This is a genomic window from Streptomyces sp. NPDC005496, assembly GCF_042872045.1.
Lineage (GTDB): Bacteria > Actinomycetota > Actinomycetes > Streptomycetales > Streptomycetaceae > Streptomyces.
The window spans coordinates 339,899-363,864 of the sequence record NZ_JBIAJQ010000009.1; the positions used below are offsets into that span (position 1 = coordinate 339,899).

Below are 23,966 nucleotides of genomic sequence, written 5' to 3' on the forward strand. Positions count from 1 at the left end.
GCCCTCCGTCCCGCGGCGCTGTGCGTCAGCTCTTCTTGGCCGACCCGGCCTCGTCCTTCGTCGCCGAGGCCGCTCCGGCGCCGTCCGCCGTGTCCTCGTCCTGCTTCGCGGACCCGGACGTGCCGGTGGACTCGTCGGACTTCCCGGCGGCCTTCCCGCCGGACGTCTCCGAGGTCCCGCCGTCGGCCTTCTTGCCGAGGTCGACGGCCTCGGGGCCGGTCGCGTCGTCACCGTCGCCGACTCCGTCGCCCTTGCCGTCACCGTCACCGTCACCGGAGTCGTCCGGTCCGGCGCCGGGCTCGACGACCTCCTCGCGTCCGGGCCGCAGCCGCGCCGAGAGGATGATGTAGACCACCGCGAGGACGAAGACCACCATCGCGGTCCAGTCGTTCAGGCGCAGGCCCAGGAAGTGGTGGGCGTCGTCGACGCGCATGTACTCGATCCAGCCGCGGCCCACGCAGTACGCCGCGACGTACAGCGCGAACGCCCGGCCGTGCCCGAGCTTGAAGCGGCGGTCGGCCCAGATGACCAGGAATCCGACACCGACGCACCACAGCGACTCGTACAGGAACGTCGGGTGGTAGTAGCCCGGTACCCGGCCGTCCGTCGAGGACGTGATGTGCAGCGCCCAGGGGAGCGACGTCTCCCGCCCGTACAGCTCCTGGTTGAACCAGTTGCCCCAGCGGCCGATGGCCTGGGCGAAGACGATGCCGGGCGCGAGGGCGTCCGCCCACGCGGGCAGCGGGATGCCGCGGCGGCGGCAGCCGATCCACGCGCCCACGGCACCGAGCGCGATCGCGCCCCAGATGCCGAGTCCGCCCTCCCAGATCTTGAAGGCGTCCACCCAGTCGCGGCCCTCGCTGAAGTACAGCTCGTAGTCCGTGATCACGTGGTAGAGCCGTCCGCCGACCAGGCCGAACGGGACGGCCCAGACCGCGATGTCGGCCACCGTGCCGGGACGCCCGCCGCGGGCGACCCAGCGCTTGTTGCCGAGCCAGACGGCCACGAAGACGCCGATGATGATGCAGAACGCGTAGCCGCGCAGCGGAATGGGGCCGAGGTGCAGCACCCCGCGCGACGGGCTGGGAATGTAGGCAAGTTCCATGGCAGGGTCGACGCTACCGTGCCGGACGGGGCCCACGGCGGGCGGCCCGGCTACGGGTCCATAACGGGGAGCGCCCCCGGCCTGCGGGAGACCGGGGGCGGCGCCGCACGCGCGGCGCGGGACGGGGGGCTCAGCCCTTGTTCTGCGCCTGCACCATCTGCTTCAGCTTCGCCGGGGTCATCGTGCGGTCCGCGTAGATGTTCTTGCCGCCGAACAGGACCGTCGGCGTGCCGCCGAAGTGGCCGGCCTGGAAGGCCTGGTTCGACTTCACCACCCAGCTGTCGTGCGTGCCGTCGTTCACGCACGCGCGGAACGCGGGAGTGTCGAGCCCGTCCACCTTGCCCGCGAGCTCGATGAGCTTGTCCGTGTCGGCGTAGGCGTCGTCGGTCTCCTGAGGCTGGTTGTCGTAGAGGACGTCGTGGTACGCGGTGAACTTCCCGGCGTCCTGGGCGCAGGCCGCGGCGTTGGCCGCCTGGCGGGAGCCGCTGCCGCCCATGTTCCCGTCGATGAGGGTGGCGAGGTGGTAGTCGACCTTGAGCTGGCCGGCGGCCACCAGCTCGTGGATCGTCGGGCGGTAGACCGTCTCGAAGGACTTGCAGGCCGGGCAGCGGAAGTCCTCGTACACCGTGAGGGTGGACTTGGCGCCGTCCTGGCCGACGGGGATCGCGAGACCGTCCTTGCCCTGCGCCCCCGAGGGCGACACGACGGGGCCCGCGCTGTCGCTCTTGTCGTCCTTGCCCGCGTTGGCGGCGAGGACGCCCACCACCGCGGCCAGGCCAAGGACGCAGACCACCGACGCACCCACGATCAGCGCGCGCCGGCGCTTCTCCGCGGCCTTGTGCTTCTCTCGCTCGACCGCCAGCCGCTCGCGGGCGGTGCGCTTTCCGTCACGGTTCTTCTCGCTCACATCCGGCAGAACGAACCGGGGAGGCGCAGCGCGCCTCCCCGGCCCGAGGTCCACCCGTTCGAGTGAGCGGATTGTCCTTTACGTGCGTGTATACGACGGTCCGCGTCGCGCCGGCGCGCGGGACCGGGCGTCCCGCGCACCGCGCGCAGGGGTCACGCGGTGCGGCGCACGCCCTTCGCCAGGTCGCTCGCGAGGGCGCGTACGGCGTCCAGGCCGGCCGCCTCGTCGGGGGCGTCCAGCATCCGCTTCACGAAGGCCGAGCCCACGATGACGCCGTCGGCGAAGCCGGCCACCTCGGCGGCCTGCCGGGCGTCGGAGACACCGAGGCCGACACAGACGGGCAGGTCGGTGGTGGCCTTGGTACGCCCCACCAGGTCCTGCGCCTGCGCGCCGACCGACTCGCGGGTGCCGGTGACGCCCATCAGCGAGGCCGCGTAGACGAAGCCGGAGCCCGCCGCGGTGATCTCGGCGAGCCGGGCGTCCTTGCTGCTGGGGGCGACGACGAAGACGGTCGCGAGGCCGTGCTTCTCGGCGTGCTCCCGCCACAGCGCCGACTCCTGCACCGGCAGGTCGGGCAGGATGCAGCCGGCCCCGCCCGCCTCGGCCAGCTCCGCCGTGAAGCGCTCGACGCCGTAGCGGTCGATGGGGTTCCAGTACGTCATCACGAGCACCGGCTTCCCGGTGGCCGCGTGCGCCTCGCGGACCGTGCGCATCACGTCCGCGATCCTGACGCCGCCGCGCAGGGCGATGTCGTCGGCGGTCTGGATGACGGGACCGTCGAGGACGGGGTCGCTGTGCGGCAGCCCCACCTCGACGACGTCGGCGCCGCCGTCGAAGACGGCCTTGACGGCCGCGATCCCGCCGTCCACGGTCGGGAAGCCCGCCGGGAGGTAGGCGATGAGGGCGGCCCGGCCCTCGGCCTTGGCGCCGGCGAGCGTGTCGCTCAACAGCCGGATGTTGCCGCTCACTTGGCGTCCCCCTCGATCTCCGCGCCGTCGCCGGCCTCGTCCGCCTGGACGGCGGCATCGGTGTCGTACAGGCCGAAGTAGCGGGCGGCCGTGTCCATGTCCTTGTCGCCGCGCCCGGACAGGTTGACGACGATCAGCCCGTCCTTGCCCAGCTCCCGGCCGACCTCCAGGGCGCCGGCCAGCGCGTGCGCGCTCTCGATCGCCGGGATGATGCCCTCGGTGCGGGAGAGCAGGCGCAGCGCCTGCATCGCCGCGTCGTCGGTGACCGCGCGGTACTCGCCGCGGCCGCTGTCCTTGAGGTAGGCGTGCTCGGGGCCGATGCCGGGGTAGTCCAGACCGGCCGAGATCGAGTACGGCTCGGTGATCTGGCCCTCGTCGTCCTGGAGGACGTAGGAGCGCGAGCCGTGCAGGATGCCGGGCTCGCCCGCGGTGAGCGTCGCCGCGTGCTCGCCGGTCTCGATGCCGTGCCCGGCGGGCTCGCAGCCGATGAGGCGCACGTCCGCGTCGGGGATGAAGGCGTGGAAGAGGCCGATGGCGTTGGAGCCGCCGCCGACGCAGGCGACGGCGGCGTCGGGCAACCGTCCGGCGCGCTCCAGGATCTGCCGGCGGGCCTCGACGCCGATCACCCGGTGGAAGTCCCGGACCATGGCGGGGAAGGGGTGCGGGCCCGCGACCGTGCCGAAGAGGTAGTGGGTGCGGTCGACGTTGGCGACCCAGTCGCGGAACGCCTCGTTGATGGCGTCCTTGAGGGTGCGGCTGCCGGACTTCACGGCGATGACCTCGGCGCCGAGCATCCGCATCCGGGCGACGTTCAGCGCCTGGCGCTGGGTGTCGATCTCGCCCATGTAGATGGTGCAGTCGAGCCCGAACAGGGCGCAGGCGGTGGCGGTGGCCACGCCGTGCTGCCCGGCCCCGGTCTCGGCGATGACGCGGGTCTTGCCCATGCGCCGGGTGAGCAGCGCCTGGCCGAGCACGTTGTTGATCTTGTGCGAGCCGGTGTGGTTGAGGTCCTCGCGCTTGAGGAACACCCGGGCGCCGCCCGCGTGTTCGGCGAAGCGCGGCACCTCGGTGAGGGAGCTCGGGCGTCCCGTGTAGTGGACGAGCAGGTCGTCCAGCTCGCGGGCGAACTCGGGGTCGGCCTTGGCCTTGTCGTACTCGACGGCGACCTCGTCCACGGCGGCGACCAGCGCCTCCGGGATGAACTTGCCGCCGAACGCGCCGAAGTACCCCTCGGTGCTGGGGACCTGACCCTCGGGGTCGGGAATGAAGAACTCGCTGGGCATGCGGATACCTCGCTGGGGCGTCTGCCCCGGTCACGGGTCGGACAGGGTCACGTGATCCACGGACGCGCACGCCGCGCGCGGGCACCGGACCCGGGCCGTCCCCGTCGTCGCGGCCGGTGGCGGGGCCACCGGGCGGCGGTGCGGGACGGTCAGGCCACCCGGAGGGCGGCCGGGGTCGGTGTGGGCGCGGGCACGCGCCGGCGCCATCGCATGCCGTTGACCTGGCCGGGCTCGTCCCCGATGACATAGCGGACCCGGCGGCCGTGCACCCGGCGGGCCGGCGCCCGGCAGCCGCGCGGGCGGCAGCCGCGGGCGAGGCGGGCGTAGGGGTCCCGCGCGGCCGGGGCGGCGGGGAGCGGGGCGGCCGACCGCAGGCACCCGCCGGCACCGGGCGAGCACGGGCTCACCCGGGGGCGGGAGGCGGTCGGGTCGGCCACGGGAGCGTCAGCCCCGTCCGTGCCGCAGCGCGGGGTGGGCCCCGGCCGCCACGAGGTCGGAGACGGCGGCCTTGGGGTCGCGGCCGGTGACGAGGGACTCGCCCACCAGGACCGCGTCGGCGCCGGCGTTGGCGTACGCGATGAGGTCGTGCGGTCCGCGGACGCCGGACTCGGCGATCTTGACGAGGTGGTCCGGGATCTCGGGGGCGACCCGCTCGAAGGTGGTGCGGTCGACCTTGAGGTCCTTCAGATTGCGGGCGTTGACGCCGATGACCTTCGCGCCGGCGTCCACCGCCCGCTCGGCCTCGTCCTCGTCGTGCACCTCGACCAGCGGGGTGAGCCCGATGGACTCGGCTCGCTCGATGAGGGACTCCAGGGCGGCCTGGTCGAGGGCCGCCACGATCAGCAGGGCGAGGTCGGCGCCGTACGCCCGGGCCTCCCACAGCTGGTACGAGGTGACGATGAAGTCCTTGCGCAGCACGGGGATGTCGACCTTGGCGCGGACGGCCTCCAGGTCGGCCAGCGAGCCGCCGAAGCGGCGCTGCTCGGTCAGCACGGAGATGACGGACGCGCCGCCCGCCTCGTAGTCGGCGGCGAGTGCGGCGGGGTCGGCGATGGCGGCCAGCGCGCCCTTGGACGGGCTGGAGCGCTTGACCTCGCAGATGACCTTGACGCCGTCGCCGCGCAGCGCGGCCACGCCGTCCTTGGCCGCCGGAGCCTTCGCCGCGCGCTCCTTGAGCTCGTCGAGGCTGACGCGCGCCTGCCGCTCCGCGAGGTCGGCACGGACTCCGTCGATGATCTCGTCGAGCACACTCACGCGAGCGGCCCCCTTCCCTGCGGTGGACAGTTGAGCGGTCGAGCGGTCGGACCCGGTTCTCGCCGTCGTGACGGTTCACACCGGTCACTGCGATGGTATCCGGAGGAAGGCGTAGGCCTCGCATCCGGTTGACGCCGGTCCCACCACCTGGACATTTGCCCCACGATCAAGGGTGCAGCCAGCCGCCGGACGGCAGGTTCCGGACAACGGTGAAGGCCAGCAGCAGCACGCCCGCCGCCCACAGCTGCACGTTGCCCAGCTCGACCCGTACCGGCCGGCCGCGCGCCACGCGGACCACCCAGACGGTCCACACCGCCGCGAACAGCAGGTACCCGGCGACAGCGAGCGCGTTGTCCGTGAGCGCGGTCGCGAAGTCGCCGTGCACGAAGGCGTGGGCGCTGCGCAGTCCGCCGCAGCCGGGGCAGTACAGGCCCGTGTAGCGCAGCATCGGGCAGACCGGGTAGTGCCCGGGCTCGTTCGGGTCGACGGCCCCGACGTAGGCGAAGGCGCCGGCGACCGCGGCGAGGACGCCCGCGGGGGCGGCGAGGCGCCGCACGGCCCCGGCCGCCGGGCCGGTGCCCGCGTGCGGCGGGGTCACCCTTCGGGTTTCAGCGTTCACCCGACGCATTGTGCCCCGCGGGCGCGAGGGGCGCCCGCGGGGCACGGGAAAGCGGCCCCCGGTGCGGGGGCCGCTCTCCTGTGCGCTCGTGACGTCGGGGCGGGGCGTGCCCCGGCCGGGCGGGTCAGCTCTCGGCGCCGGCGACCTGGGGCGCCGAGTGCGGCTTCTGCACGTGCGCCTCCTTCGGCTGGCCCATGCCCATCGCCCGCATGATGCCGCCGACGACACCACCGAGGACGACGATCACCATGCCGGCCCAGAAGCCCAGCGGGTTCGCCAGCACCATGAAGGCACCGGAAACGCAGAAACCGATGAAGGCGATGATGACACCGGTCCAGGCGGCCGGGGTGTGACCGTGGCTGCTGCCCGCCATGACTTGCTCCTCAGTGCTGTGTACGTGTGTGAGCCGGACGCTCGACGTCCATTGTCCCGTATCGGCGCGGCCGCCTTGAGCGCGGGGTGGCACCCCGTCCGCCGTCCCGGCCGGGTCGGGACGTGGGTCCCGGGCCGAAGGTCCCGGCGGGACCGTCCGGGCGCGGGTCCTACGTCCCGGTCGGGTCCTCGCCGCGGTCCAGGGCCTTCCACAGGTCCTCGGGGCGGTCGGGGTCGACGGGCTTGGCCTTGCGCGGCCGGGGGGTGCCGTCGCGCTCGTAGCGGCCGGACATCGCGGGCCAGAGCCGTCCGTAGCGCAGCGCCAGCAGCCCCGCCAGGAAGATGAGCGCCCCGCCGACGGCGGCGACGTACGGCCAGGCGGTGTGGCTGAGCGCGTGCACCGTCGCGGCGGTGTCGCCGGAGGCCTCGGCGGCCTTCTCGTCGAGCGCGGAACCGTCGTCCGCGCCGAGGAGCGCCGCGACGACGATGCCGGCGCCCGAGAGCGCGAGCAGCGCGGAGACGAGCAGCCGGCCGGAGCGGCGTACGGCGAAGACGGCGACGAGGGCGGCGAGGCCGACGACGGCGAGGGCCGCGGGCACGCCCGTGACGTCGCTGCCGCTGGCGGTCAGCGGGAAGTCGCCGCCGGCCACCGTCGCGGTGCCCTCCGACCAGTTCCGCCGGGTGGCCAGCAGCGTCACGGCGGCGCCGAGCGCGCCGCACGACAGGGCTGTGGCGAGGCTGCGGCGGCCGGACCCGGAGGGTCCCGCGGCGGCTTCGGATCGGGGGTGAGGTACAGCAGTCACGTACTCCACTATCGCCTGAACCCCGGGCGAACCGTCACCCGGGGTTCACGTGAGACACGTCCTATCGGCCGAGCCGGTTCGCCGTGTGCACCGCGCGGAGCACCGCGGCGGCCTTGTTCCGGCACTCGGCGTCCTCCGCGGCGGGGTCCGAGTCGGCCACCACTCCGGCCCCGGCCTGCACGTAGGCCGTGCCGTCGCGCAGCAGCGCCGTGCGGATCGCGATGGCGGTGTCGGAGTCGCCGGCGAAGTCGAGGTAGCCGACGCAGCCGCCGTACAGCCCGCGCCGGGAGGGCTCCAGCTCGTCGATGATCTGCATGGCGCGCGGCTTGGGCGCCCCGGAGAGGGTGCCCGCGGGGAAGCAGGCGGTCAGCACGTCGAAGGCGGTGCGGCCCTCGGCGACGCGCCCGGTGACCGTCGAGACGATGTGCATGACGTGCGAGTACCGCTCGATGGACATGAAGTCGACGACCTCGACGGAGCCGGGCTCGCAGACCCGGCCGAGGTCGTTGCGCCCGAGGTCGACGAGCATGAGGTGCTCGGCGCGCTCCTTGGGGTCGGCGATCAGCTCGTCGGCGAGGGCCTGGTCCTCCTGGACGGTGGCGCCGCGCGGCCGGGTGCCCGCGATGGGGTGGACCATCGCCTGCCCGTCCTCGACCTTGACCAGGGCCTCGGGGGACGACCCGACGACGTCGAAGCCGTCGAAGCGGAAGAGGTACATGTACGGCGAGGGGTTCGTGGCCCGCAGGACGCGGTAGACGTCCAGGGCGCTCGCCGTGCAGGGGGTCTCGAAGCGCTGCGAGGGGACGACCTGGAAGGCCTCGCCCGCCCGGATGCGCTCCTTGATGTCCTCGACGGCGTCCTGGTACTGCGGTCCGCCCCACAGCGCGGTGTACTCGGGCAGCTCGGACGGCGGGAGCGCGGCCGGGGGCTGGGAGACCGCCCGCGAGAGGTCCGCCTCCATGGCGTCGAGCCGGGCCACGGCGTCGGCGTACGCCTCGTCGACTCCGGTGTCGAGGTCGTTGTGGTTGATCGCGTTGGCGATCAGCTGGACCGTGCCGTCCCAGTGGTCGAGGACGGCGAGGTCGCTGGTGAGCAGCATGGTCAGCTCGGGCAGCCGCAGGTCGTCGCGCTCGCCGGGGCCGATCTTCTCCAGGCGGCGCACGATGTCGTAGCCCAGATAGCCCACCATGCCGCCGGTGAAGGGCGGCAGGCCGTCCTCGTGCGGGGTGTGCAGCGCCTCGATCGTGGCCCGCAGGGCGACCAGGGGATCACCGTCGACGGGCACGCCGACCGGGGGTGTCCCGAGCCAGTGGGCCTGTCCGCCGCGCTCCGTGAGGGTCGCGTGGCTGCGGACGCCCACGAAGGAGTAGCGGGACCAGGACCGGCCGTTCTCGGCCGATTCCAGCAGGAAGGTGCCGGGGCGCTCGGCGGCCAGCTTGCGGTAGAGGGCGACGGGGGTGTCGCCGTCCGCGAGGAGCTTGCGGCTGACGGGGATGACCCGGCGGTCGGTGGCCAGCTTGCGGAACGTCTCGAGGTCCATGGCGACCGACCCTACTGACCGGCGGGCGGCACGGGGGACCCGGCGTCCGCGAGCAGGACGTCGGCGTCGAAGCAGGTGCGGGCGCCGGTGTGGCAGGCGGCGCCGACCTGGTCGACCTTGACGAGGACGGTGTCGGCGTCGCAGTCCAGGGCCACGGACTTCACGTGCTGGACGTGCCCCGAGGTGTCGCCCTTGACCCAGTACTCCCGGCGGCTGCGCGACCAGTAGGTGCAGCGGCCCGTGGTGAGCGTGCGGTGCAGCGCCTCGTCGTCCATCCAGCCGAGCATCAGCACCTCGCCGGTGTCGTACTGCTGGGCGATGGCGGGGACGAGCCCGTCGGCGCTGCGCCGGAGGCGGGCGGCGATCGCGGGGTCGAGGCTGCTGGGAGGGGGCGTGCTGGTCATGCCGACCATTGTGCCGCCCCGGACGGACCGGGCCGACGGACGTCCACAGGGCGGACCGCGTACCGCCGCGTGCCGCGTCTCCACTGGGCGGACGGGTGCGGCGGTCGTAGGCTGGCTGGCATGTCGACCCATGCGAAGCGTGAACGACTTCTCCTCGCCGACCTGTTGGAGGCCGAGGGACCTGACGCCCCCACGTTGTGCGGGGACTGGACGACCCGTGATCTCGCCGCGCACGTCGTGGTGCGCGAGCGGCGCGCGGACGCCGCGGGCGGGATCCTGATCAAGCAGCTGACACCCCGGCTGGAGCGGGTGCAGGCGGAGTTCGCCGAGAAGCCGTACGAGGAGCTGATCCAGCTCATCCGTTCGGGGCCTCCGCGGTTCTCGCCCTTCTCGCTGAAGCAGATCGACGAGGCGTCGAACACGATCGAGTTCTACGTGCACACCGAGGACGTGCGGCGGGCCCGGCCCGGCTGGACGCCCCGGCCCCTGGACACCGTCTTCCAGGACGCGCTGTGGTCGCGTCTGGACCGCACGGCCCGGCTGGTGGGCCGCGGCGCGCCGACCGGCCTGGTGCTGCGGCGCCCGAACGGCCAGACGGCGGTCGCCCGCAAGGGCACGCCGGTGGTCACGGTGACCGGCGAGCCCTCGGAGGTGCTGCTCTTCGCCTACGGCCGCCAGAACGTGGCCGACGTGGAGCTGGACGGGGACAAGGAAGCGATCGCCAGGCTTCAGCAGGCGAAGCAGCTCGGCATCTGACCGGGGAGTCGTCCCGCTCGGCGTCCGGACCGGGGCGCGGGGTCACCCGTGCCCCGGTGTCGGGGCCATGCCCGCGGACCCGGGAGCGCCCCCGTGGTCACGTGGGCAGTTCCGCGCGCCGCAGCGGGGGCGAGCACAGCGCGACCACTCCGCCGAGGCCGCAGACGACGGCGCTGACGACGAAGACGGGGCCGGTGCCCCACAGGCCGACGGCCGCGGCGGACGCCGGCATGCTGAGCGGGGCGAGGCCGAGGCTGACGAGGCCCGCCACGGCGCTGACCCGGCCGAGGTAGGCCGGGTCGGTCTCCGTCTGGAGCAGCGCGCCGCACAGGACGCCGCTGAGCCCGGCGAGGAGTCCGACGAGCAGCGCCACGCCCACGGCGGCGGCCACCGCGGGGACGTACGCGAGGGACCCGATGGCGACGCAGCCCAGCAGGAGGGCGATCGCCATGACCCGTCCGGCGTACGGGAGCCGGCCGCGTGCCGTGAGCAGCAGGGAGACCAGCCCCGCGCCGGTCCCGAAGCCGGCGAGCACCCAGCCCATGCCGGAGGCGCCCCAGCCGCGCTGGTCCGCGAGCAGGGCAAGGCCGACGTTCAGCGGGCCGACGAAGCCCAGGTCGCCCAGGGCGATGGCGACCATCAGCGGGGCCAGCACCCGGTGGCGGCGGATGTAGCGCAGGCCGTCGTGGAGATCGCGCCAGGCGGTCGGCGCGGCCTTCCGGGCGCCGCTGTCGGGGGCGCCGTGTCCCGGGGCGTCGTCGGCCGGGGCGGACGGTTCCGGAACGGCCGGGGGGCCGGGCGCCTCGTCCGAGGGCAGGCCCCTCATGCGTACGGAGACCAGCAGCGGCACGGAGACCGCGATCAGCAGGCCCGCGAGCCCGAACGCGGCCGCCGCGCCGCCCACCGCCACGCCGAGGCCGCCGAGCGGGGCGCCCACCACGTTGGCGAAGCGGATCGCGAGGCCGCGCATGCCCTGGACGCGGGCGAGCTGGGCGCGGGACGTGATGCGGGCCGGCAGGGCGCCGACGGCCGGCATGAAGACGGCGTCCACGGTGCCGAAGACGAGGGCGAGCACCGCCAGGGGCCACAGCCCCGGCGAGGACGCGAACAGCAGGGCGGCCACCGCGAGGACGGCCGCGCAGCGCACGGCGTCACTGCCGATGACGACCTTCCGGGGCCCGAACCGGTCCGCGACCACTCCCCCGCCGAGCATCAGCAGGGCCCTGGGCACGGCGCTCACGGCCATCACCAGTCCGGCCTGCGAGGGCGTCCCGGCCTGGACGGCAGCCCAGGACAGGGCTATGTAGTAGACGTTGTCGCCCACCATGGAGGCCGTGTAGGCGCACAGCCAGCGCAGGACGTTGCCGTCGCGGTGGGCGGGCCGTACGGCCGCGGGGGCCGTCTCGGCGGCGGGTGCGGTCCCGAGGGTCACGGGCGGCGTCATCTCAGGCACGGAACGGGAATCCGAACACGTACAGCGCCACGTTCTCGCGCCCCTCGGTGTCGCCGGCCGCCTCCGCGGCCCGGCCCCGCTCCTCGTACGTCCGGAGCACGGCGAGCAACTCGCCGGTCAGCGCGGACAGCTCGCCGGCCGTGAGCCGCATGAGGGACTCGGAGTCGGTGGACGCGCCGCGCCACTCCGCGTCCCAGGTGGCGCGCTCGTCGAGGTAGCGCCGGTGGGCCTCCGTGCGCTGCTCGTGGAAGAGGCGGGTGGCCGCCTGGTGCGCGGCGGCCTTCTCCGGGGCGTCCCGGAAGTCCGCCTCGCGGATGTCGATCCCGTCCGACGCGGGCCGCCACCAGCGCTCGCGCCCGTCCTTTCGGGGCGCCTCGGCCTCCTCGATCAGGCCGTGGTCGGCGAGCTTGCGCAGGTGGTAGCTGACCAGCGACACGGCCTCCCCCGCCTGCTCGGCGAGCTGCGAGGCCGTGGCCGTCCGGGCCATGATCAGGGCCCGGTACAACTGCGAGCGGAGCGGATGGGCGAGTGCCTTGAGCGTGCCCAGATCCGTGATGCGGCGCTGCTGACGGTCTGCCATCCCGGCAGCGTAAAGTACGAAGCGAAAACTGCGCAATTAGTATTGCGCAGTTTTTCTTTCGCTCCCTCCCCCTTCCGCGCCGTCCGCCCGGCCGGTGCGGAATGGGTCGAGGAGTGTCCGGGCGGCCAGCGCCAGCGAGAGCTCCACCACGTCCGTCGGGCGGGTCAGGGAGCGGCCGGTCAGCTGCTCGCAGCGGCGCAGCCGGTTCAGGACCGTGTTGCGGTGGCAGTAGAGGCGGGCGGCCGACCGCTGGGCGGAACCGTCGCAGGCCAACCAGGCCGTGAGGGTGTCCAGCAGGATGTCGCGGTCGGAGGGGTCCAGCCGCAGCAGGGGGCCGAGGACCCGCTCGGCGAGCGCCGCGCCGAGCGCCGGGGCGGAGACGACCAGGGCGGCCGGCAGGTTCTCCTCCAGGACGACCGTGCCCCCGGCGCGCGGACAGGCACGCAGAGCGGTGTCCGCGAGCCGGCGGGCGTCCCCGACGGAGGCGAGGCCGTCGACCACCGGGCTCACGCCGATCCGGGTGCCGGGCGGGGCGGACAGCACGCGCGCGATGTCGCCGGCGTCCTCGACGAGCCCGTGGGCACGCGGCCGCTCCTGCGCCCCGCCCCCTTCACCGGCGCCCCCTTCGCCGTCGCCGTCGGCCCGGTCGTGCTCGCCGTCTCCGCGGGGACGGACGCCGTCGCCCGCCGGGAGCTCCCCGTGGCCGGGGGACGGATCGCCGTGCGCGTGCGTGCCGTGGAACCACGGGTCGTCACCGGGTGCCCGGCCGCCCTCGCCGCGGGCGTGGCCGCCCAGCAGGACGATGCCGTAGTCGCCGCCCCCCTCGCGGTACCACTGCACGCGCAGGCCCGGGAGGTCCACCGGGGTCCGGCCGTTCACCAGCGCCGGGCCCGCGGGCAGCTGGGCCAGCACGACCGCGTACCGCCCCTGCTCGGGGAGGCCGAGCGCGGAGGCCGTGGCCGGCAGGTCGGAGATGCGCGCGGTGCCGTCCAGCAGCGCGGCGGTCATCAGGCGCAGCCGGTTCTCTCGACGCCAGGTCAGCTCGCGTTCCGTCTGGCGGTAGGCGTCGGCGACGATCGCGCAGTGCTCGTCGACGAAGTTCCACACGTCGGCGGCCACGTGGACGAGGAGGCGTACGTCCGAGGGGTGGCGGCGGGTCGTCTCGTCCACCAGCCCCTGCCAGACCATCCCGCCGCCCAGCCGGAAGGCGCGCAGCAGGGCGTCCAACGGCAGGCCGCGTTCGGCCCGCGCCCTGCCGATCCCCCAGGAGCAGCGGCGCGCCGCCTCGCGCAGTTCGCCGGGGCGCAGCAGGGAGCCCACGTTGAGCCGCAGGGAGCGCTGCACCTCCTCGCGTACGCCGTCGACGTCGCTCTGGATGGCGGCCCGGTACGCCGGCTCGCGCTCCCGCAGGACGACCATCAGGCGCTCGGTGAGCTCGGGCAGTCCCGCCAGCAGGACCCGGGCCGCCCTGTGCAGCACGGAGAGCGCCTCCCCGTCGACGGCCGAGCGGGCGGCGGGTACGAGTGGCCGCGGACCGGACACGGTCCGGGCGTGGTCCTGTACGAGGTGCTGCATCGCTGTCCTCCACCGGAGTCGGCTCGGCCCGGTTCGGCACGGCGCGCCACCGCACGGCACGCCGGTCCCACCGGACCTTCCTGAGTCCGCAGGATGACATACCGCCCGGTCGGTACCTAGGGGTGTGCGACGGTCTTCTCCGCCCGGTCCACCAATCGGGACAGCTCGACACGCGAGCGGACCCCCAGAGCTGCGAAGACGTTCCGCAGGTGGTGGTCGACTGTGCGCGGACTCACGGACAGCCTCAGCGCCACTTCCCGGTTGGTGGCGCCCTCCGCCACGCAGCGGGCGATGCGCAGCTGCTGCGGGGTCAGGAGCGCCAGCGGCCCGGGCGGCTCCTGCGCCCCCGCCTCCCCGGTGGCCCGCAGCTCCGCCCGCGCCTGGGTCGCCCAGCCGAGGGCTCCGCCGCGCTCGAAGGAGACGAGGGCGTCGCGGAGCCGGCCGCGGGCCTCCCCCGGTCTGCGGCGGCGCCGCAGCCAGGCCCCGTACAGCAGCAGGGTGCGACCGCGCTCGAAGTCGCCGCCCGCGCGGTCGTGGTGGGCGAGGGCCGTGGCGAAGAACGGTTCGCACTCCTCCGGGCCGGCCAGCAGCGCGTGGCAGCGCGCCAGCTGGGCCGGGGCCTGCGGGTCGGCGCCCTGCGCGGCCCAGCGGGCGAACTCGGCCACCGCGGAACGGGCGGCCTCCGGCTCACCGGCGCGCGCCGACGCCTCCACGAAGCAGGGGATGGCCAGCATGCGCACGGCGAAGTGACCGTGCCGAGGGCCCGGACCGACCAGCGGGCCGAGGCGTGCGGCGGCCTCCGGGACCCTGCCCCGGCCGAGGTCGGCGCGGGCCCGCGCCCACTGGGCCAGGGTGGCCGCCTGGACCAGGCCGTGCGGGGCGGCCACGCGTTCGGCGGCGGTGGCGTGTTCGGCCACGGCACCGGGGTCGCCCTCGACGGAGGCCGCGAGGGCGAGGATCGCGTGGTGGTGCGCCGCGATGTTGTGCTGGCCGGTGGCGAGGGCGCTGCGCAGACCCTCCTCGGCGTGGGCGCGGGCACGGGCGTGTCGGCCGGCGCGCAGCTCACCGTAGGCGAGGTGCTCCAGGGCCTGCGGTACGAGGATGTACGGGCCCCGGGCCCGGGCGACGGCCAGGGCACGGGAGTTGATCCGCCCGGCCGCCGCGAGGTCGCCGACGACGAGGGCGGCCACCCCGGTGCGCAGCAGGCGTTCCGGGTCGTCGGCGGCGTCGGTCGCGCCGCTCGCCAGGTATCCCCGCAGCCGCTCCCGTCCGGCGTGCAGGCGTCCGCGCATCACCGCGGCCATCCCGGCGCGGTACCCGGCCAGGCGCCGGTCGGGGTCGGTGCGGGCGGACGGGTGCTCCAGCGCCTCCACGTACGCCGCCGCGTCGCCCGCCGCCCAGGCCGCCTCCATGGCCGCGAGCCGGGCGGCGCGGGAGCGGGCGGAGTCGTGCGGGGCGAGCAGCTCGGCGGCCAGGAGCAGGGTCTCGCGGGCGTCGGCCACCGGGCCGTCCCCCAGGGAGAGCAGGCCGCGGACGAGTTCGGCGGCGCCACGCAGCGCCTCGGGGAGGTCCTCGCAGCCGGCCGCGTCCAGCAACTCCCGCGCTCGGTCCGGGAGTCCGCCGAGCCGGGCGTGCTCCGCGGCGGCCGTCAGCCGGACGGCCCGCGGGCCCGCGTCAGCAGCGAGTTCGGCGGCCCGCGCGTAGGCCGCGGCCCGCTCCGGGTGCGTGGGGCGCCGGTTCGGGCCGGGTTCGGCACCGGCCGCGGCGGCCAGTTCGTCGCCCAGCTCCGGCGCCGGGCCCTCGGCGGCGGACGCCCGGTGATACAGCACCGCCAGCGCCCACCGCTCCCCGCCGAGCCCGTCCCCGGCCTCCGCGCCGAGGGAACCCCGGGGCGCCCCCTCTCCCACCGGACCAGGTCCGCCCGGCGACGACATCACCGGCACGTCCCCGGCACCGGACACGCCCGCCCCGGACGAGACCTCCGCCTCGGCCGAGCCCGCCCCCGACAACTCCCGGCGACCGAGCGGCACTTCACCATCGGACGTGGCGCCCGCGCCGGACACCGCCCCCTCCCCCGCCGGGCCGGAGTGCGCGGGCGGGGAGTGCCCGGTACACCGGTCCGGGCCGAAGGCGTCCGCCAGCAGGCGGTGGGCGGCGCGGCGGTGGGCGCGTGGGGCGGCGGCGTAGGCCGAGCGGGGCAGGGCCGGATCCGTGAAGCGCAGGCGGCCCCCGGCCGACCGGACGACTCCCGCGGCCTCCGCCGCCTCGACGACACCAGGGTCCAGCCCGGCCGCCTCCGCGGCCCTCAGCACGACCCCGGCGTCCACTCCCGCGGCCCCCGCGTCCCGCTCCTGCTCGGCCGCCGCCAGCAGCAACAACTCCTCTACGGCTGAGGAGAGTTGATGGGTGTGTGCGTACCCGGCAGGCGACGGGCGGCCGAGCCCGGAGAAGTCCCCGGCCGGGTCCGCGACGGCACCCCCGGCTGCGACCCCGGGACCGGCACCGGACGGCGACCCACTCCCGGCCCCCTCACGCGACGCGCCACCCCGGCCCCCGCCGGACCCGCCGGCATCCGCATCGGCCCAACTTCCGAGCGGCCCTTCACCAGTTGCCGGGCCCTGCCCCGCGTCGGAGACCGCGGTGGCCCGCGCGTCGGCGACCGCTTCAGAGGGCGCGTCGGCGTATACGGCGGGCGTCCGTTCAGCAACGGGTGGGCGCCCGCGCGGCTTTCGGGCCGGGGCCCCCGTCGCGTCCCCTCCGCGCGACGGGGGCTGTCCGGTGCCGGGTGGCGGGCCGTCGGGCGGCCCGGCCACCGGAGCGCAGGCCGGCGCCCAGGCGGGGGCCTGCCCGGCCCCCGGTCCGGGAGCGTGCCCGGGGGCGGGCGGCGGCACGGGGCCACCGCTTCGCCCTGGCTCCTCCAACGCCCCCCGAGCGGGCGGCGGTTCAGCACTCCGGTCGTATATCCGGAGAGGACTTCGCGCAGTCGTCATTCCGGTCACGTCCGTTACGTTACTTCCGCGTAACCGAACGCGGAAGTCCCGCCTTCACTTGTCCCGCTCGCCCGGACACCCCGCGTGACCAGCCCAAAGGTGCCCGACGGGACGGTGCGCGATGGGCACCGTCCCAGCCCCGGGGAGGCAAGCTTGTGCAGCCGCACAGTGCCCGGAGGCCCGCCCGGCCCTTCAACGCCCCTGCGCGACGGGCGAGTCGGGCCGAGGACCTCCGGACACGCCGATGACGGCCGCGTGTCACACGGCCGTCATCGGTTCACCGGGGGCGGGCGGTCCCGCCGGGGTCAGGCGGAGCCGCCGGGACCGGCCGGCGCCCGCGGGGTCAGGAGGTGTGCGGGCAGTTGCCGCGGTACTCGTCGATCGTGAGGGACGGACGCGGCAGCGGGCAGAGGAACTGCTCGTAGCGGGTGTCGTTGTCGATGAACCGCTTCAGCCACGAAATGCTGTACTTCGCGATCGTCGTGTTGGAGCTGTTGGGCGTGAAGTGCGTGGCGCCGTTCAGCTCCAGGTACGCCTTGTCGAGCGAGCTGGGCAGGCTCGTGTAGAAGGGCTCGGAGTGCGTGGCCACCGGCGCGATCGTGTCCCCGTCGGCCCCGAAGATCAGGGTCGGCGTCTTGATCTCCGGCCAGGTCTTGTCGAGGTTCCAGCCGGTGAGCGGGATCGCCGCCTGGAGCGAGGGACGGTCCTTGGCCGCCTCCAGGGTGCCTCCGCCGCCCATGGAGTGGCCCATGACGCCCAGCCGGCTGCTGTCGATCCGCGAGCGGACGGTGCTGCGCGAGGTCAGGTAGTCCAGCGCGGCCAGCAGCTGGTCGCCGCGGCTGGCGGGCTGGTCCAGCGTCGTGTTGGTGTCGATGGTGAACACCACGAAGCCCTGGGAGGCGAGCCGCGGTCCGAGCCAGGCGATGGACGACTGGTAGGCGGTGTACCCGGGCGAGATGGCGATGGCGCCGAACGTGCCGTCGCTGGTCGAGGTCGGGTAGTAGATGGTGCCGCCGCCGAAGCCGGTGACGGAGAGGGACGAGACCGAGGTCTCGGAGACGGCGTACGGGCCGCGCAGGGCCTCGATGCTCGACTCGGTCGGCGCCGGACCCCGCTCGTAGGGGTTCGCGGCGGCCTCCGTCCCGGCGGCCTGTGCTCCGGTGGCCTGGCCCGCGACGAGTCCGCCGACGGCCAGGAGGGCCGCGAGACCGGACCGTACGAGGCGGGACTTGAGGCGGCCCGGCCGGGAAGGGGCCAGGGCGGGTGCGGCGGTGGGGAGTTCGCTGCTCGGCTGCTGCACGACGGTGTGCATCCTCTCGGGAGGGTCGACGGACCCGGCCGCCGGACGGCGTTCCCATGGCGTGGGGCGCCGGTGGGGGAACGCGTCCGGAACGGCGGGGTCCGTCTCGGGTGGTTGCAGCGGCAACTGTCCCGGCCCGCCCGCCCCCGCACATCGGCAGAATCACCGGTCTCACCGTCGACCCGCGTCCGGTATCCCGCCCGCCCCGGTGCCCGGCACACGCGGACGGCCCGTACCCGGCAGCCACGGAAGCTGCCCGGTACGGGCCGTCGGACGGTCGGGGCGGGAGGGGTCAGCGGACGGGGTGTCCGGCCTCCCGCAGGGTCTCCTTCACCTGGCCGATGCGCAGGTCACCGAAGTGGAAGACGGACGCGGCCAGCACCGCGTCGGCCCCCGCCGCGACGGCGGGCGGGAAGTCGCCCAGCCGCCCCGCTCCCCCGCTGGCGATCAGCGGCACGCCGACGTGCTTGCGAACGGCCTCGATCATCTCGATGTCGTAGCCGTTCTTCGTGCCGTCCGCGTCCATCGAGTTGAGCAGGATCTCGCCCGCGCCCAGCTCGGCGGCCCGGTGCGCCCACTCGACGGCGTCGATGCCCGTGCCCTTGCGGCCGCCGTGCGTGGTGACCTCGAAGGAGCCGGTCTCGGTGCGGCGCGCGTCCACCGACAGGACCAGCACCTGCCGGCCGAAGCGCTCGGCGATCTCCCTGATCAGGTCGGGGCGGGCGATGGCGGCCGTGTTCACGCCCACCTTGTCCGCGCCGGCCCGCAGCAGCTTGTCCACGTCCTCGGCGGTGCGCACACCGCCGCCGACCGTGAGCGGGATGAAGACCTGCTCGGCGGTGCGGCGCACCACGTCGTAGGTGGTCTCGCGGTTGCCCGAGGACGCGGTGATGTCCAGGAACGTCAGCTCGTCGGCGCCCTCGGCGTCGTACACCTTGGCCATCTCGACGGGGTCGCCCGCGTCGCGCAGGTTCTGGAAGTTGACGCCCTTGACGACCCGGCCGTCGTCCACGTCCAGGCAGGGGATGACACGTACGGCGAGGGTCATGGAGCGGACACTCCCCGGTACGCCTCGACCTCGACCTCGACGACCAGGCTGGGGTCGACGAACCCGGAGACGATGAGCATCGACGCGGCGGGCCGCACCGAGTCGAACAGCTCCTTGTGCGCGCGCCCCACGTCCTCCACGTCCCGGGCGTGCGTGAGGTACAGCCGGGTACGGACGACGTCCTCGCGTTCGAGACCCAGCTCCTTCAGCGCCGCGAAGGCGACGTTGAAGGCGTTCACCGTCTGCTCGTAGGGACCGCCCCCGGCGATCTCGCCGTCCACGATGGAGGTGCAGCCGGAGACCAGCACCAGGCCGTTGGGCAGCTGCACCGCGCGGGAGTACCCGAAGGTGTCCTCCCAGGGCGCGCCTGTCGTCACACGTCGTACGTCGGTCACTGGGCAACCGCCTCCAGGGCCTCTTCCAGGGTGAACGCCTTCGCGTACAGCGCCTTCCCGACGATCGAGCCTTCGACACCGAGCGGCACGAGTTCGGCGATGGCGCGCAGGTCGTCCAGGGAGGAGACCCCGCCGGAGGCCACCACGGGGCGGTCCGTCACCGCGCACACGTTGCGCAGCAGCTCCAGGTTGGGACCCTGGAGGGTGCCGTCCTTGGCGATGTCGGTGACGACGTAGCGCGCGCAGCCCTCGGAGTCGAGGCGGGCCAGCGTCTCGTAGAGGTCGCCGCCGTCGCGGGTCCAGCCGCGGCCGCGCAGGGTCGTGCCGCGTACGTCGAGGCCGACCGCGATCTTGTCGCCGTGCTCGGCGATGACCTTGGCGACCCACTCGGGGGTCTCCAGGGCGGCGGTGCCGAGGTTGACCCGGGTGCAGCCGGTGGCGAGGGCGGCGGCCAGGGTGTCGTCGTCGCGGATGCCGCCGGACAGCTCCACCTTGATGTCCATGGCGCCGGCGACCTCGGCGATCAGCGCGCGGTTGTCGCCGGTGCCGAAGGCTGCGTCCAGGTCGACCAGGTGCAGCCACTCCGCGCCCGCGTTCTGCCAGGCGAGGGCGGCCTCCAGCGGGGAGCCGTACGACGTCTCCGTCCCGGACTCGCCGTGCACCAGGCGGACGGCCTGGCCGTCGCGGACGTCGACGGCGGGGAGGAGTTCGAGCTTCGAAGGCATCAGAGGGTTCCGATCCAGTTGTTCAGCAGCTGCGCTCCGGCGTCGCCGGACTTCTCGGGGTGGAACTGGGTGGCCCACAGGGCGCCGTTCTCGACGGCGGCGACGAACGGCTTGCCGTGCGTCGACCAGGTCACCAGGGGCGCCCGCAGCGTCGGGTTCGTGATCTCCAGGGACCAGTCGTGGACGGCGTAGGAGTGCACGAAGTAGAAGCGCGCGTCGGCGTCGAGTCCCGCGAAGAGCTGGGAGCCGGCCGGGGCCTCGACGGTGTTCCAGCCCATGTGCGGCACGATGTCGGCCTGGAGCGGCTCGACCGCGCCGGGCCACTCGTCCAGGCCCTCGGTCTCCACCCCGTGCTCGATGCCGCGGGCGAAGAGGATCTGCATCCCGACGCAGATGCCCATGACCGGGCGGCCGCCCGCGAGCCGTCGGCCCACGATCCAGTCGCCGCGCGCCTCCTTCAGCCCCTGCATGCAGGAGGCGAAGGCGCCGACGCCCGGTACCAGCAGCCCGTCCGCGTTCATGGCGCGGTCGAAGTCACGCGTGATCTCGACCTCGGCCCCGGTGCGGGCGAGGGCCCGCTCGGCCGACCGCACGTTGCCGAAGCCGTAGTCGAAGACGACGACCTTCTTGGCGGCGCTCAATTCCACACCTCCAGCCGCACGACACCGGCGAGGAGGCACATCGCGGCGCCGATGGAGAGCAGCACGATCAGGCCCTTGGGCATCTGCTGCTTGACGAAGGAGTAGACACCGCCGAGCAGGAAGAGTCCGACGACGATCAGGATGCTCGACAGGCCGGTCACAGCGCGCCCTTCGTGGAGGGGAGGATGCCCGCGGCGCGCGGGTCGTGTTCGGAGGCGTACCGCAGGGCACGGGCCAGCGCCTTGAACTGGCACTCCACGATGTGGTGCGCGTTGCGCCCGTACGGCACGTGCACGTGCAGGGCGATCTGCGCCTGGGCGACGAAGGACTCCAGGATGTGCCGGGTCATCGTCGTGTCGTACTCGCCGATCATCGGCGCCATGTTCTCGGGCTCGGTGTGCACCAGGTACGGGCGGCCGGAGAGGTCGACGGTCACCTGGGCGAGCGACTCGTCCAGCGGGACCGTGCAGTTGCCGAAGCGGTAGATGCCGACCTTGTCGCCGAGGGCCTGCCGGAAGGCGGCGCCGAGCGCGAGGGCGGTGTCCTCGATGGTGTGGTGCGAGTCGATGTGCAGATCGCCCTCGGTCTTCACGGTCAGGTCGAACAGACCGTGCCGGCCGAGCTGGTCGAGCATGTGGTCGTAGAAGCCGACGCCGGTCGCCACATCGACCTTGCCGGTGCCGTCGAGGTTGATCTCGACGACGACCGACGTCTCCTTCGTCGTACGTTCCACGCGGCCTACGCGGCTCATGCGCTCTGCTCCTTCGGGGGTGTGGGGGTGTCCCCCACGAGACTCGGTAGTTCACGGACCGCGTCCAGGAACGCGTCGTTCTCGGCGGGGGTGCCCGCGGAGACCCTCAGCCGGCCCGGTACGCCGTTGTCCCGGACCAGGACACCCCGGTCGAGGATCTCCTGCCAGGCCTTGTGCGGGTCCTCGAACCGCCCGAACTGGACGAAGTTGGCGTCGGAGGCGGTGACCTCGAAGCCGAGCGCGCTCAGCTCGGTGACCAGCCGGTCCCGCTCGGCCTTGAGCTGCTCGACGTAGCCGAGCAGCGTCTCGGTGTGCTCCAGGGCGGCCAGCGCGGTCGCCTGGGTGACGGCCGACAGGTGGTAGGGCAGCCGGACGAGTTGGACGGCGTCCACGACCGCGGGGTGCGCGGCGAGGTAGCCGAGGCGCAGTCCGGCGGCGCCGAAGGCCTTGGACATCGTGCGGGAGACGACGAGATTCGGCCGATCTTCGAGGAGCGGCAGCAGCGAGGCTCCGTGGCTGAACTCGACGTACGCCTCGTCGACGATCACCATGGACGGCTTCGCCGCCTGCGCGGCCTCGTAGAGCGCGAGGACGGTCTCCGGCGGGACGGAGTTGCCGGTGGGGTTGTTCGGCGTCGTGATGAAGACGACGTCCGGCCGGTGCTCGGCGACGGCCGCCTCCGCCGCCGCGAGGTCGAGGGTGAAGTCCTCGTTGCGCGGGCCGGGGATCCAGCCCGTGCCCGTGCCGCGCGCGATGAGGGCGTGCATCGAGTACGAGGGCTCGAAGCCGATCGCGGTCCGGCCGGGGCCGCCGAAGGTCTGCAGCAGCTGCTGGATGACCTCGTTGGAGCCGTTGGCCGCCCAGACGTTCTCCGGGCCGACCGCGTACTTGCCGGTGTCCGTCAGATACCGGGCCAGCGCCGTGCGCAGCTCCACCGCGTCCCGGTCGGGGTAGCGGTTGAGGCCGCGGGCGGCCTCGCGCACCCGCTCGGCGATCCGCTCGACGAGCGGTTCGGGCAGCGGGTACGGGTTCTCGTTCGTGTTGAGCCGGACGGGCACGTCGAGCTGGGGTGCGCCGTACGGGGTCTTGCCGCGCAGTTCGTCGCGGACGGGGAGGTCGTCGATGCCGGTCACGCGCTGGGCACCTTCCAGCCGAACCGGGCCTTGACGGCGGCGCCGTGGGCGGGCAGGTCCTCGGCCTCGGCGAGCGTCACGACGTGGTGCGCGACCTCGGCGAGGGCGTCGCGCGAGTAGTCGACGATGTGGATGCCGCGCAGGAACGACTGCACGCTCAGGCCCGAGGAGTGGCAGGCGCAGCCGCCGGTGGGCAGGACGTGGTTGGAGCCGGCGCAGTAGTCGCCGAGGGAGACGGGCGCCCAGGGGCCGACGAAGATCGCGCCGGCGTTCGTGACCCGCTCGGCCACGGCGGCGGCGTCGGCGGTCTGGATCTCCAGGTGCTCGGCGCCGTACGCGTCGACCACCCGCAGGCCCTCCTCCACGCCGTCGACCAGCACGATCGCGGACTGGCGGCCCGCCAGCGCGGGGGCGATCCGGTCCTCGACGTGCTTGGTGGCGGCGACCTGCCGGGCCAGTTCCCTCTCGACCGCGTCGGCCAGCGCGACGGAGTCGGTGACGAGGACGGCGGCCGCGAGAGGGTCGTGCTCGGCCTGGCTGATCAGGTCGGAGGCGACGTGCGCCGGGTCGGCGGTGTCGTCGGCGAGGATGGCGATCTCGGTGGGTCCGGCCTCCGCGTCGATGCCGATGCGGCCGGTGAAGTAGCGCTTGGCGGCGGCGACCCAGATGTTGCCGGGGCCGGTGACCATGTTCACGGAGGGGCAGGACTCGGTGCCGTGCGCGAACATCGCGACGGCCGTGGCGCCGCCGGCCGCGTACACCTCGTCGACGCCGAGGAGGGCGCAGGCCGCGAGGATCGTCGGGTGCGGCAGGCCGCCGAACTCGGCCTGGGCCGGGGAGGCGAGCGCGATGGACCCGACGCCGGCCTCCTGCGCCGGGACCACGTTCATGACCACGGACGAGGGGTACACCGAGCGGCCGCCGGGCGCGTACAGCCCGACCCGGCCGACGGGGACCCACTTCTCGGTGACCGAGCCGCCGGGCACGACCTGGGTGGTGTGCGCGGTGCGGCGCTGGGCGCGGTGGACCATCCGGGCGCGCCGGACGGACTCCTCCAGGGCGGCGCGCACGGCGGGGTCGAGCTTCTCCAGGGCGTCGGTGAGGGCCTGGACGGGGACCCGGACGGACTCCAGGCGGACGCCGTCGAACTTCTCCGCGTAGTCGATCAGCGCCGCGTCGCCCCGATGATGCACGGCCTCGCAGATCGGACGCACCTTCTCCAGGGCGGCCGCAACGTCGAAGTCGGCTCGGGGCAGCAGGTCGCGCAGGGCGGAGCCCTCGGGGAGGGCGTCGCCGCGCAGATCGATTCGGGAGATCACATGGCCAATTCTCTCAGACCGCCATCGGGCACCGGACGCCCGTAT

At 74.2% G+C, this 23,966-nt stretch carries 25 protein-coding genes; 1 reads left to right on the forward strand and 24 read right to left on the reverse strand.

The annotated features are described in order from the left end of the window. Positions 1-25: 25 nt before the first annotated feature. From lgt to hisI, 11 genes are all read right to left on the reverse strand, one after another. Positions 26-1,105, reverse strand: coding sequence for a prolipoprotein diacylglyceryl transferase (gene lgt, locus ACFYQQ_RS27870; protein WP_355790926.1), 1,080 nt, complete (start codon positions 1,103-1,105; stop codon positions 26-28). Between the two features lie 130 nt (positions 1,106-1,235). Continuing rightward, entirely contained in the window at positions 1,236-2,012 is a 777-nt protein-coding gene (locus ACFYQQ_RS27875; protein ID WP_355790929.1) for a thioredoxin domain-containing protein, read from the reverse strand. 152 nt (positions 2,013-2,164) lie between these two features. Continuing rightward, on the reverse strand, positions 2,165-2,980 hold the full coding sequence (gene trpA, locus ACFYQQ_RS27880) for a tryptophan synthase subunit alpha (protein ID WP_355790931.1): 816 nt from the start codon (positions 2,978-2,980) through the stop codon (positions 2,165-2,167). Then, positions 2,977-4,263, reverse strand: a complete 1,287-nt coding sequence (trpB, locus tag ACFYQQ_RS27885; RefSeq protein ID WP_355790934.1) for a tryptophan synthase subunit beta — start codon at positions 4,261-4,263, stop codon at positions 2,977-2,979. Before trpB ends, trpA begins: the two co-directional genes overlap by 4 nt. Before the next feature lie 149 nt (positions 4,264-4,412). After that, positions 4,413-4,637 (reverse strand): tryptophan biosynthesis modulator TrpM, encoded by a 225-nt coding sequence (trpM, locus tag ACFYQQ_RS27890; RefSeq protein WP_356170344.1) that lies wholly within the window; start codon positions 4,635-4,637, stop codon positions 4,413-4,415. A 70-nt stretch (positions 4,638-4,707) separates the two neighbouring features. Then, complete coding sequence (gene trpC, locus ACFYQQ_RS27895) at positions 4,708-5,517, reverse strand: indole-3-glycerol phosphate synthase TrpC (protein WP_355795697.1); 810 nt, start codon at positions 5,515-5,517, stop codon at positions 4,708-4,710. A gap of 166 nt (positions 5,518-5,683) precedes the next feature. Beyond that, the gene (locus tag ACFYQQ_RS27900) at positions 5,684-6,145 is read right to left on the reverse strand and encodes a DUF2752 domain-containing protein (RefSeq protein ID WP_356170297.1); all 462 of its coding nucleotides are present in this window, start codon (positions 6,143-6,145) and stop codon (positions 5,684-5,686) included. Between the two features lie 115 nt (positions 6,146-6,260). Next, a complete protein-coding gene (locus ACFYQQ_RS27905; protein WP_356170294.1) occupies positions 6,261-6,509 on the reverse strand; it encodes an HGxxPAAW family protein in 249 nt (82 codons plus the stop codon). A gap of 169 nt (positions 6,510-6,678) precedes the next feature. Further along, positions 6,679-7,320 carry a TIGR02234 family membrane protein gene (locus tag ACFYQQ_RS27910; RefSeq protein WP_355794152.1) on the reverse strand — a complete coding sequence of 214 codons (642 nt, stop codon included), beginning with the start codon at positions 7,318-7,320 and terminating at the stop codon, positions 6,679-6,681. Positions 7,321-7,372: 52 nt separating this feature from the next. Continuing rightward, complete coding sequence (locus ACFYQQ_RS27915; RefSeq protein ID WP_355794153.1) at positions 7,373-8,851, reverse strand: anthranilate synthase component I; 1,479 nt, start codon at positions 8,849-8,851, stop codon at positions 7,373-7,375. Between the two features lie 11 nt (positions 8,852-8,862). Then, positions 8,863-9,264, reverse strand: coding sequence for a phosphoribosyl-AMP cyclohydrolase (gene hisI, locus ACFYQQ_RS27920; protein ID WP_356170290.1), 402 nt, complete (start codon positions 9,262-9,264; stop codon positions 8,863-8,865). A 111-nt stretch (positions 9,265-9,375) separates the two neighbouring features. On the opposite strand from hisI, the gene ACFYQQ_RS27925 reads away from it, so the two are divergent. Continuing rightward, positions 9,376-10,011 (forward strand): TIGR03085 family metal-binding protein, encoded by a 636-nt coding sequence (locus ACFYQQ_RS27925; RefSeq protein ID WP_355788295.1) that lies wholly within the window; start codon positions 9,376-9,378, stop codon positions 10,009-10,011. Between the two features lie 97 nt (positions 10,012-10,108). Here ACFYQQ_RS27925 and ACFYQQ_RS27930 read toward each other — a convergent pair whose 3' ends face one another. From ACFYQQ_RS27930 to hisD, 13 genes are all read right to left on the reverse strand, one after another. Next, entirely contained in the window at positions 10,109-11,455 is a 1,347-nt protein-coding gene (locus tag ACFYQQ_RS27930; RefSeq protein ID WP_356170287.1) for an MFS transporter, read from the reverse strand. A gap of 1 nt (position 11,456) precedes the next feature. After that, positions 11,457-12,044 (reverse strand): winged helix-turn-helix domain-containing protein, encoded by a 588-nt coding sequence (locus tag ACFYQQ_RS27935; RefSeq protein ID WP_355788290.1) that lies wholly within the window; start codon positions 12,042-12,044, stop codon positions 11,457-11,459. A 36-nt stretch (positions 12,045-12,080) separates the two neighbouring features. Continuing rightward, positions 12,081-13,619 (reverse strand): helix-turn-helix domain-containing protein, encoded by a 1,539-nt coding sequence (locus ACFYQQ_RS27940; RefSeq protein ID WP_356238902.1) that lies wholly within the window; start codon positions 13,617-13,619, stop codon positions 12,081-12,083. 116 nt (positions 13,620-13,735) lie between these two features. Beyond that, entirely contained in the window at positions 13,736-15,994 is a 2,259-nt protein-coding gene (locus ACFYQQ_RS27945) for a LuxR C-terminal-related transcriptional regulator (protein ID WP_356238899.1), read from the reverse strand. Positions 15,995-16,952: 958 nt separating this feature from the next. Next, entirely contained in the window at positions 16,953-17,921 is a 969-nt protein-coding gene (locus ACFYQQ_RS27950; protein ID WP_355783615.1) for a dienelactone hydrolase family protein, read from the reverse strand. 280 nt (positions 17,922-18,201) lie between these two features. Beyond that, complete coding sequence (hisF, locus tag ACFYQQ_RS27955; protein WP_355783618.1) at positions 18,202-18,957, reverse strand: imidazole glycerol phosphate synthase subunit HisF; 756 nt, start codon at positions 18,955-18,957, stop codon at positions 18,202-18,204. Further along, positions 18,954-19,352, reverse strand: a complete 399-nt coding sequence (locus tag ACFYQQ_RS27960) for a RidA family protein (RefSeq protein ID WP_355783621.1) — start codon at positions 19,350-19,352, stop codon at positions 18,954-18,956. The genes hisF and ACFYQQ_RS27960 overlap by 4 nt, the downstream gene beginning before the upstream one ends. Continuing rightward, a complete protein-coding gene (gene priA / locus ACFYQQ_RS27965) occupies positions 19,349-20,077 on the reverse strand; it encodes a bifunctional 1-(5-phosphoribosyl)-5-((5-phosphoribosylamino)methylideneamino)imidazole-4-carboxamide isomerase/phosphoribosylanthranilate isomerase PriA (protein ID WP_355783624.1) in 729 nt (242 codons plus the stop codon). Before priA ends, ACFYQQ_RS27960 begins: the two co-directional genes overlap by 4 nt. Next, complete coding sequence (gene hisH, locus ACFYQQ_RS27970; RefSeq protein WP_355783626.1) at positions 20,077-20,724, reverse strand: imidazole glycerol phosphate synthase subunit HisH; 648 nt, start codon at positions 20,722-20,724, stop codon at positions 20,077-20,079. Before hisH ends, priA begins: the two co-directional genes overlap by 1 nt. Beyond that, positions 20,715-20,879 carry a hypothetical protein gene (locus ACFYQQ_RS27975; protein WP_355783629.1) on the reverse strand — a complete coding sequence of 55 codons (165 nt, stop codon included), beginning with the start codon at positions 20,877-20,879 and terminating at the stop codon, positions 20,715-20,717. The genes hisH and ACFYQQ_RS27975 overlap by 10 nt, the downstream gene beginning before the upstream one ends. Further along, on the reverse strand, positions 20,876-21,469 hold the full coding sequence (hisB, locus tag ACFYQQ_RS27980; RefSeq protein ID WP_355783631.1) for an imidazoleglycerol-phosphate dehydratase HisB: 594 nt from the start codon (positions 21,467-21,469) through the stop codon (positions 20,876-20,878). Before hisB ends, ACFYQQ_RS27975 begins: the two co-directional genes overlap by 4 nt. Continuing rightward, on the reverse strand, positions 21,466-22,602 hold the full coding sequence (locus tag ACFYQQ_RS27985) for a histidinol-phosphate transaminase (protein WP_355783634.1): 1,137 nt from the start codon (positions 22,600-22,602) through the stop codon (positions 21,466-21,468). The genes hisB and ACFYQQ_RS27985 overlap by 4 nt, the downstream gene beginning before the upstream one ends. Next, positions 22,599-23,921, reverse strand: coding sequence for a histidinol dehydrogenase (gene hisD / locus ACFYQQ_RS27990; RefSeq protein WP_355783637.1), 1,323 nt, complete (start codon positions 23,919-23,921; stop codon positions 22,599-22,601). The genes ACFYQQ_RS27985 and hisD overlap by 4 nt, the downstream gene beginning before the upstream one ends. Positions 23,922-23,966 lie beyond the last annotated feature (45 nt).

Excerpts from the sequence above, each read along its gene's own strand:
- lgt (WP_355790926.1), bottom strand. The coding sequence starts at position 1,105 with ATGGAACTTGCCTACATTCCCAGCCCGTCGCGCGGGGTGCTGCACCTC.
- trpB (WP_355790934.1), bottom strand. The coding sequence starts at position 4,263 with ATGCCCAGCGAGTTCTTCATTCCCGACCCCGAGGGTCAGGTCCCCAGC.
- ACFYQQ_RS27900 (WP_356170297.1), bottom strand. The coding sequence starts at position 6,145 with ATGCGTCGGGTGAACGCTGAAACCCGAAGGGTGACCCCGCCGCACGCG.
- ACFYQQ_RS27905 (WP_356170294.1), bottom strand. The coding sequence starts at position 6,509 with ATGGCGGGCAGCAGCCACGGTCACACCCCGGCCGCCTGGACCGGTGTC.
- ACFYQQ_RS27915 (WP_355794153.1), bottom strand. The coding sequence starts at position 8,851 with ATGGACCTCGAGACGTTCCGCAAGCTGGCCACCGACCGCCGGGTCATC.
- hisI (WP_356170290.1), bottom strand. The coding sequence starts at position 9,264 with ATGGTCGGCATGACCAGCACGCCCCCTCCCAGCAGCCTCGACCCCGCG.
- ACFYQQ_RS27925 (WP_355788295.1), top strand. The coding sequence starts at position 9,376 with ATGTCGACCCATGCGAAGCGTGAACGACTTCTCCTCGCCGACCTGTTG.
- ACFYQQ_RS27930 (WP_356170287.1), bottom strand. The coding sequence starts at position 11,455 with ATGACGCCGCCCGTGACCCTCGGGACCGCACCCGCCGCCGAGACGGCC.
- ACFYQQ_RS27935 (WP_355788290.1), bottom strand. The coding sequence starts at position 12,044 with ATGGCAGACCGTCAGCAGCGCCGCATCACGGATCTGGGCACGCTCAAG.
- ACFYQQ_RS27940 (WP_356238902.1), bottom strand. The coding sequence starts at position 13,619 with ATGCAGCACCTCGTACAGGACCACGCCCGGACCGTGTCCGGTCCGCGG.
- ACFYQQ_RS27950 (WP_355783615.1), bottom strand. The coding sequence starts at position 17,921 with ATGCACACCGTCGTGCAGCAGCCGAGCAGCGAACTCCCCACCGCCGCA.
- hisF (WP_355783618.1), bottom strand. The coding sequence starts at position 18,957 with ATGACCCTCGCCGTACGTGTCATCCCCTGCCTGGACGTGGACGACGGC.
- priA (WP_355783624.1), bottom strand. The coding sequence starts at position 20,077 with ATGCCTTCGAAGCTCGAACTCCTCCCCGCCGTCGACGTCCGCGACGGC.
- hisB (WP_355783631.1), bottom strand. The coding sequence starts at position 21,469 with ATGAGCCGCGTAGGCCGCGTGGAACGTACGACGAAGGAGACGTCGGTC.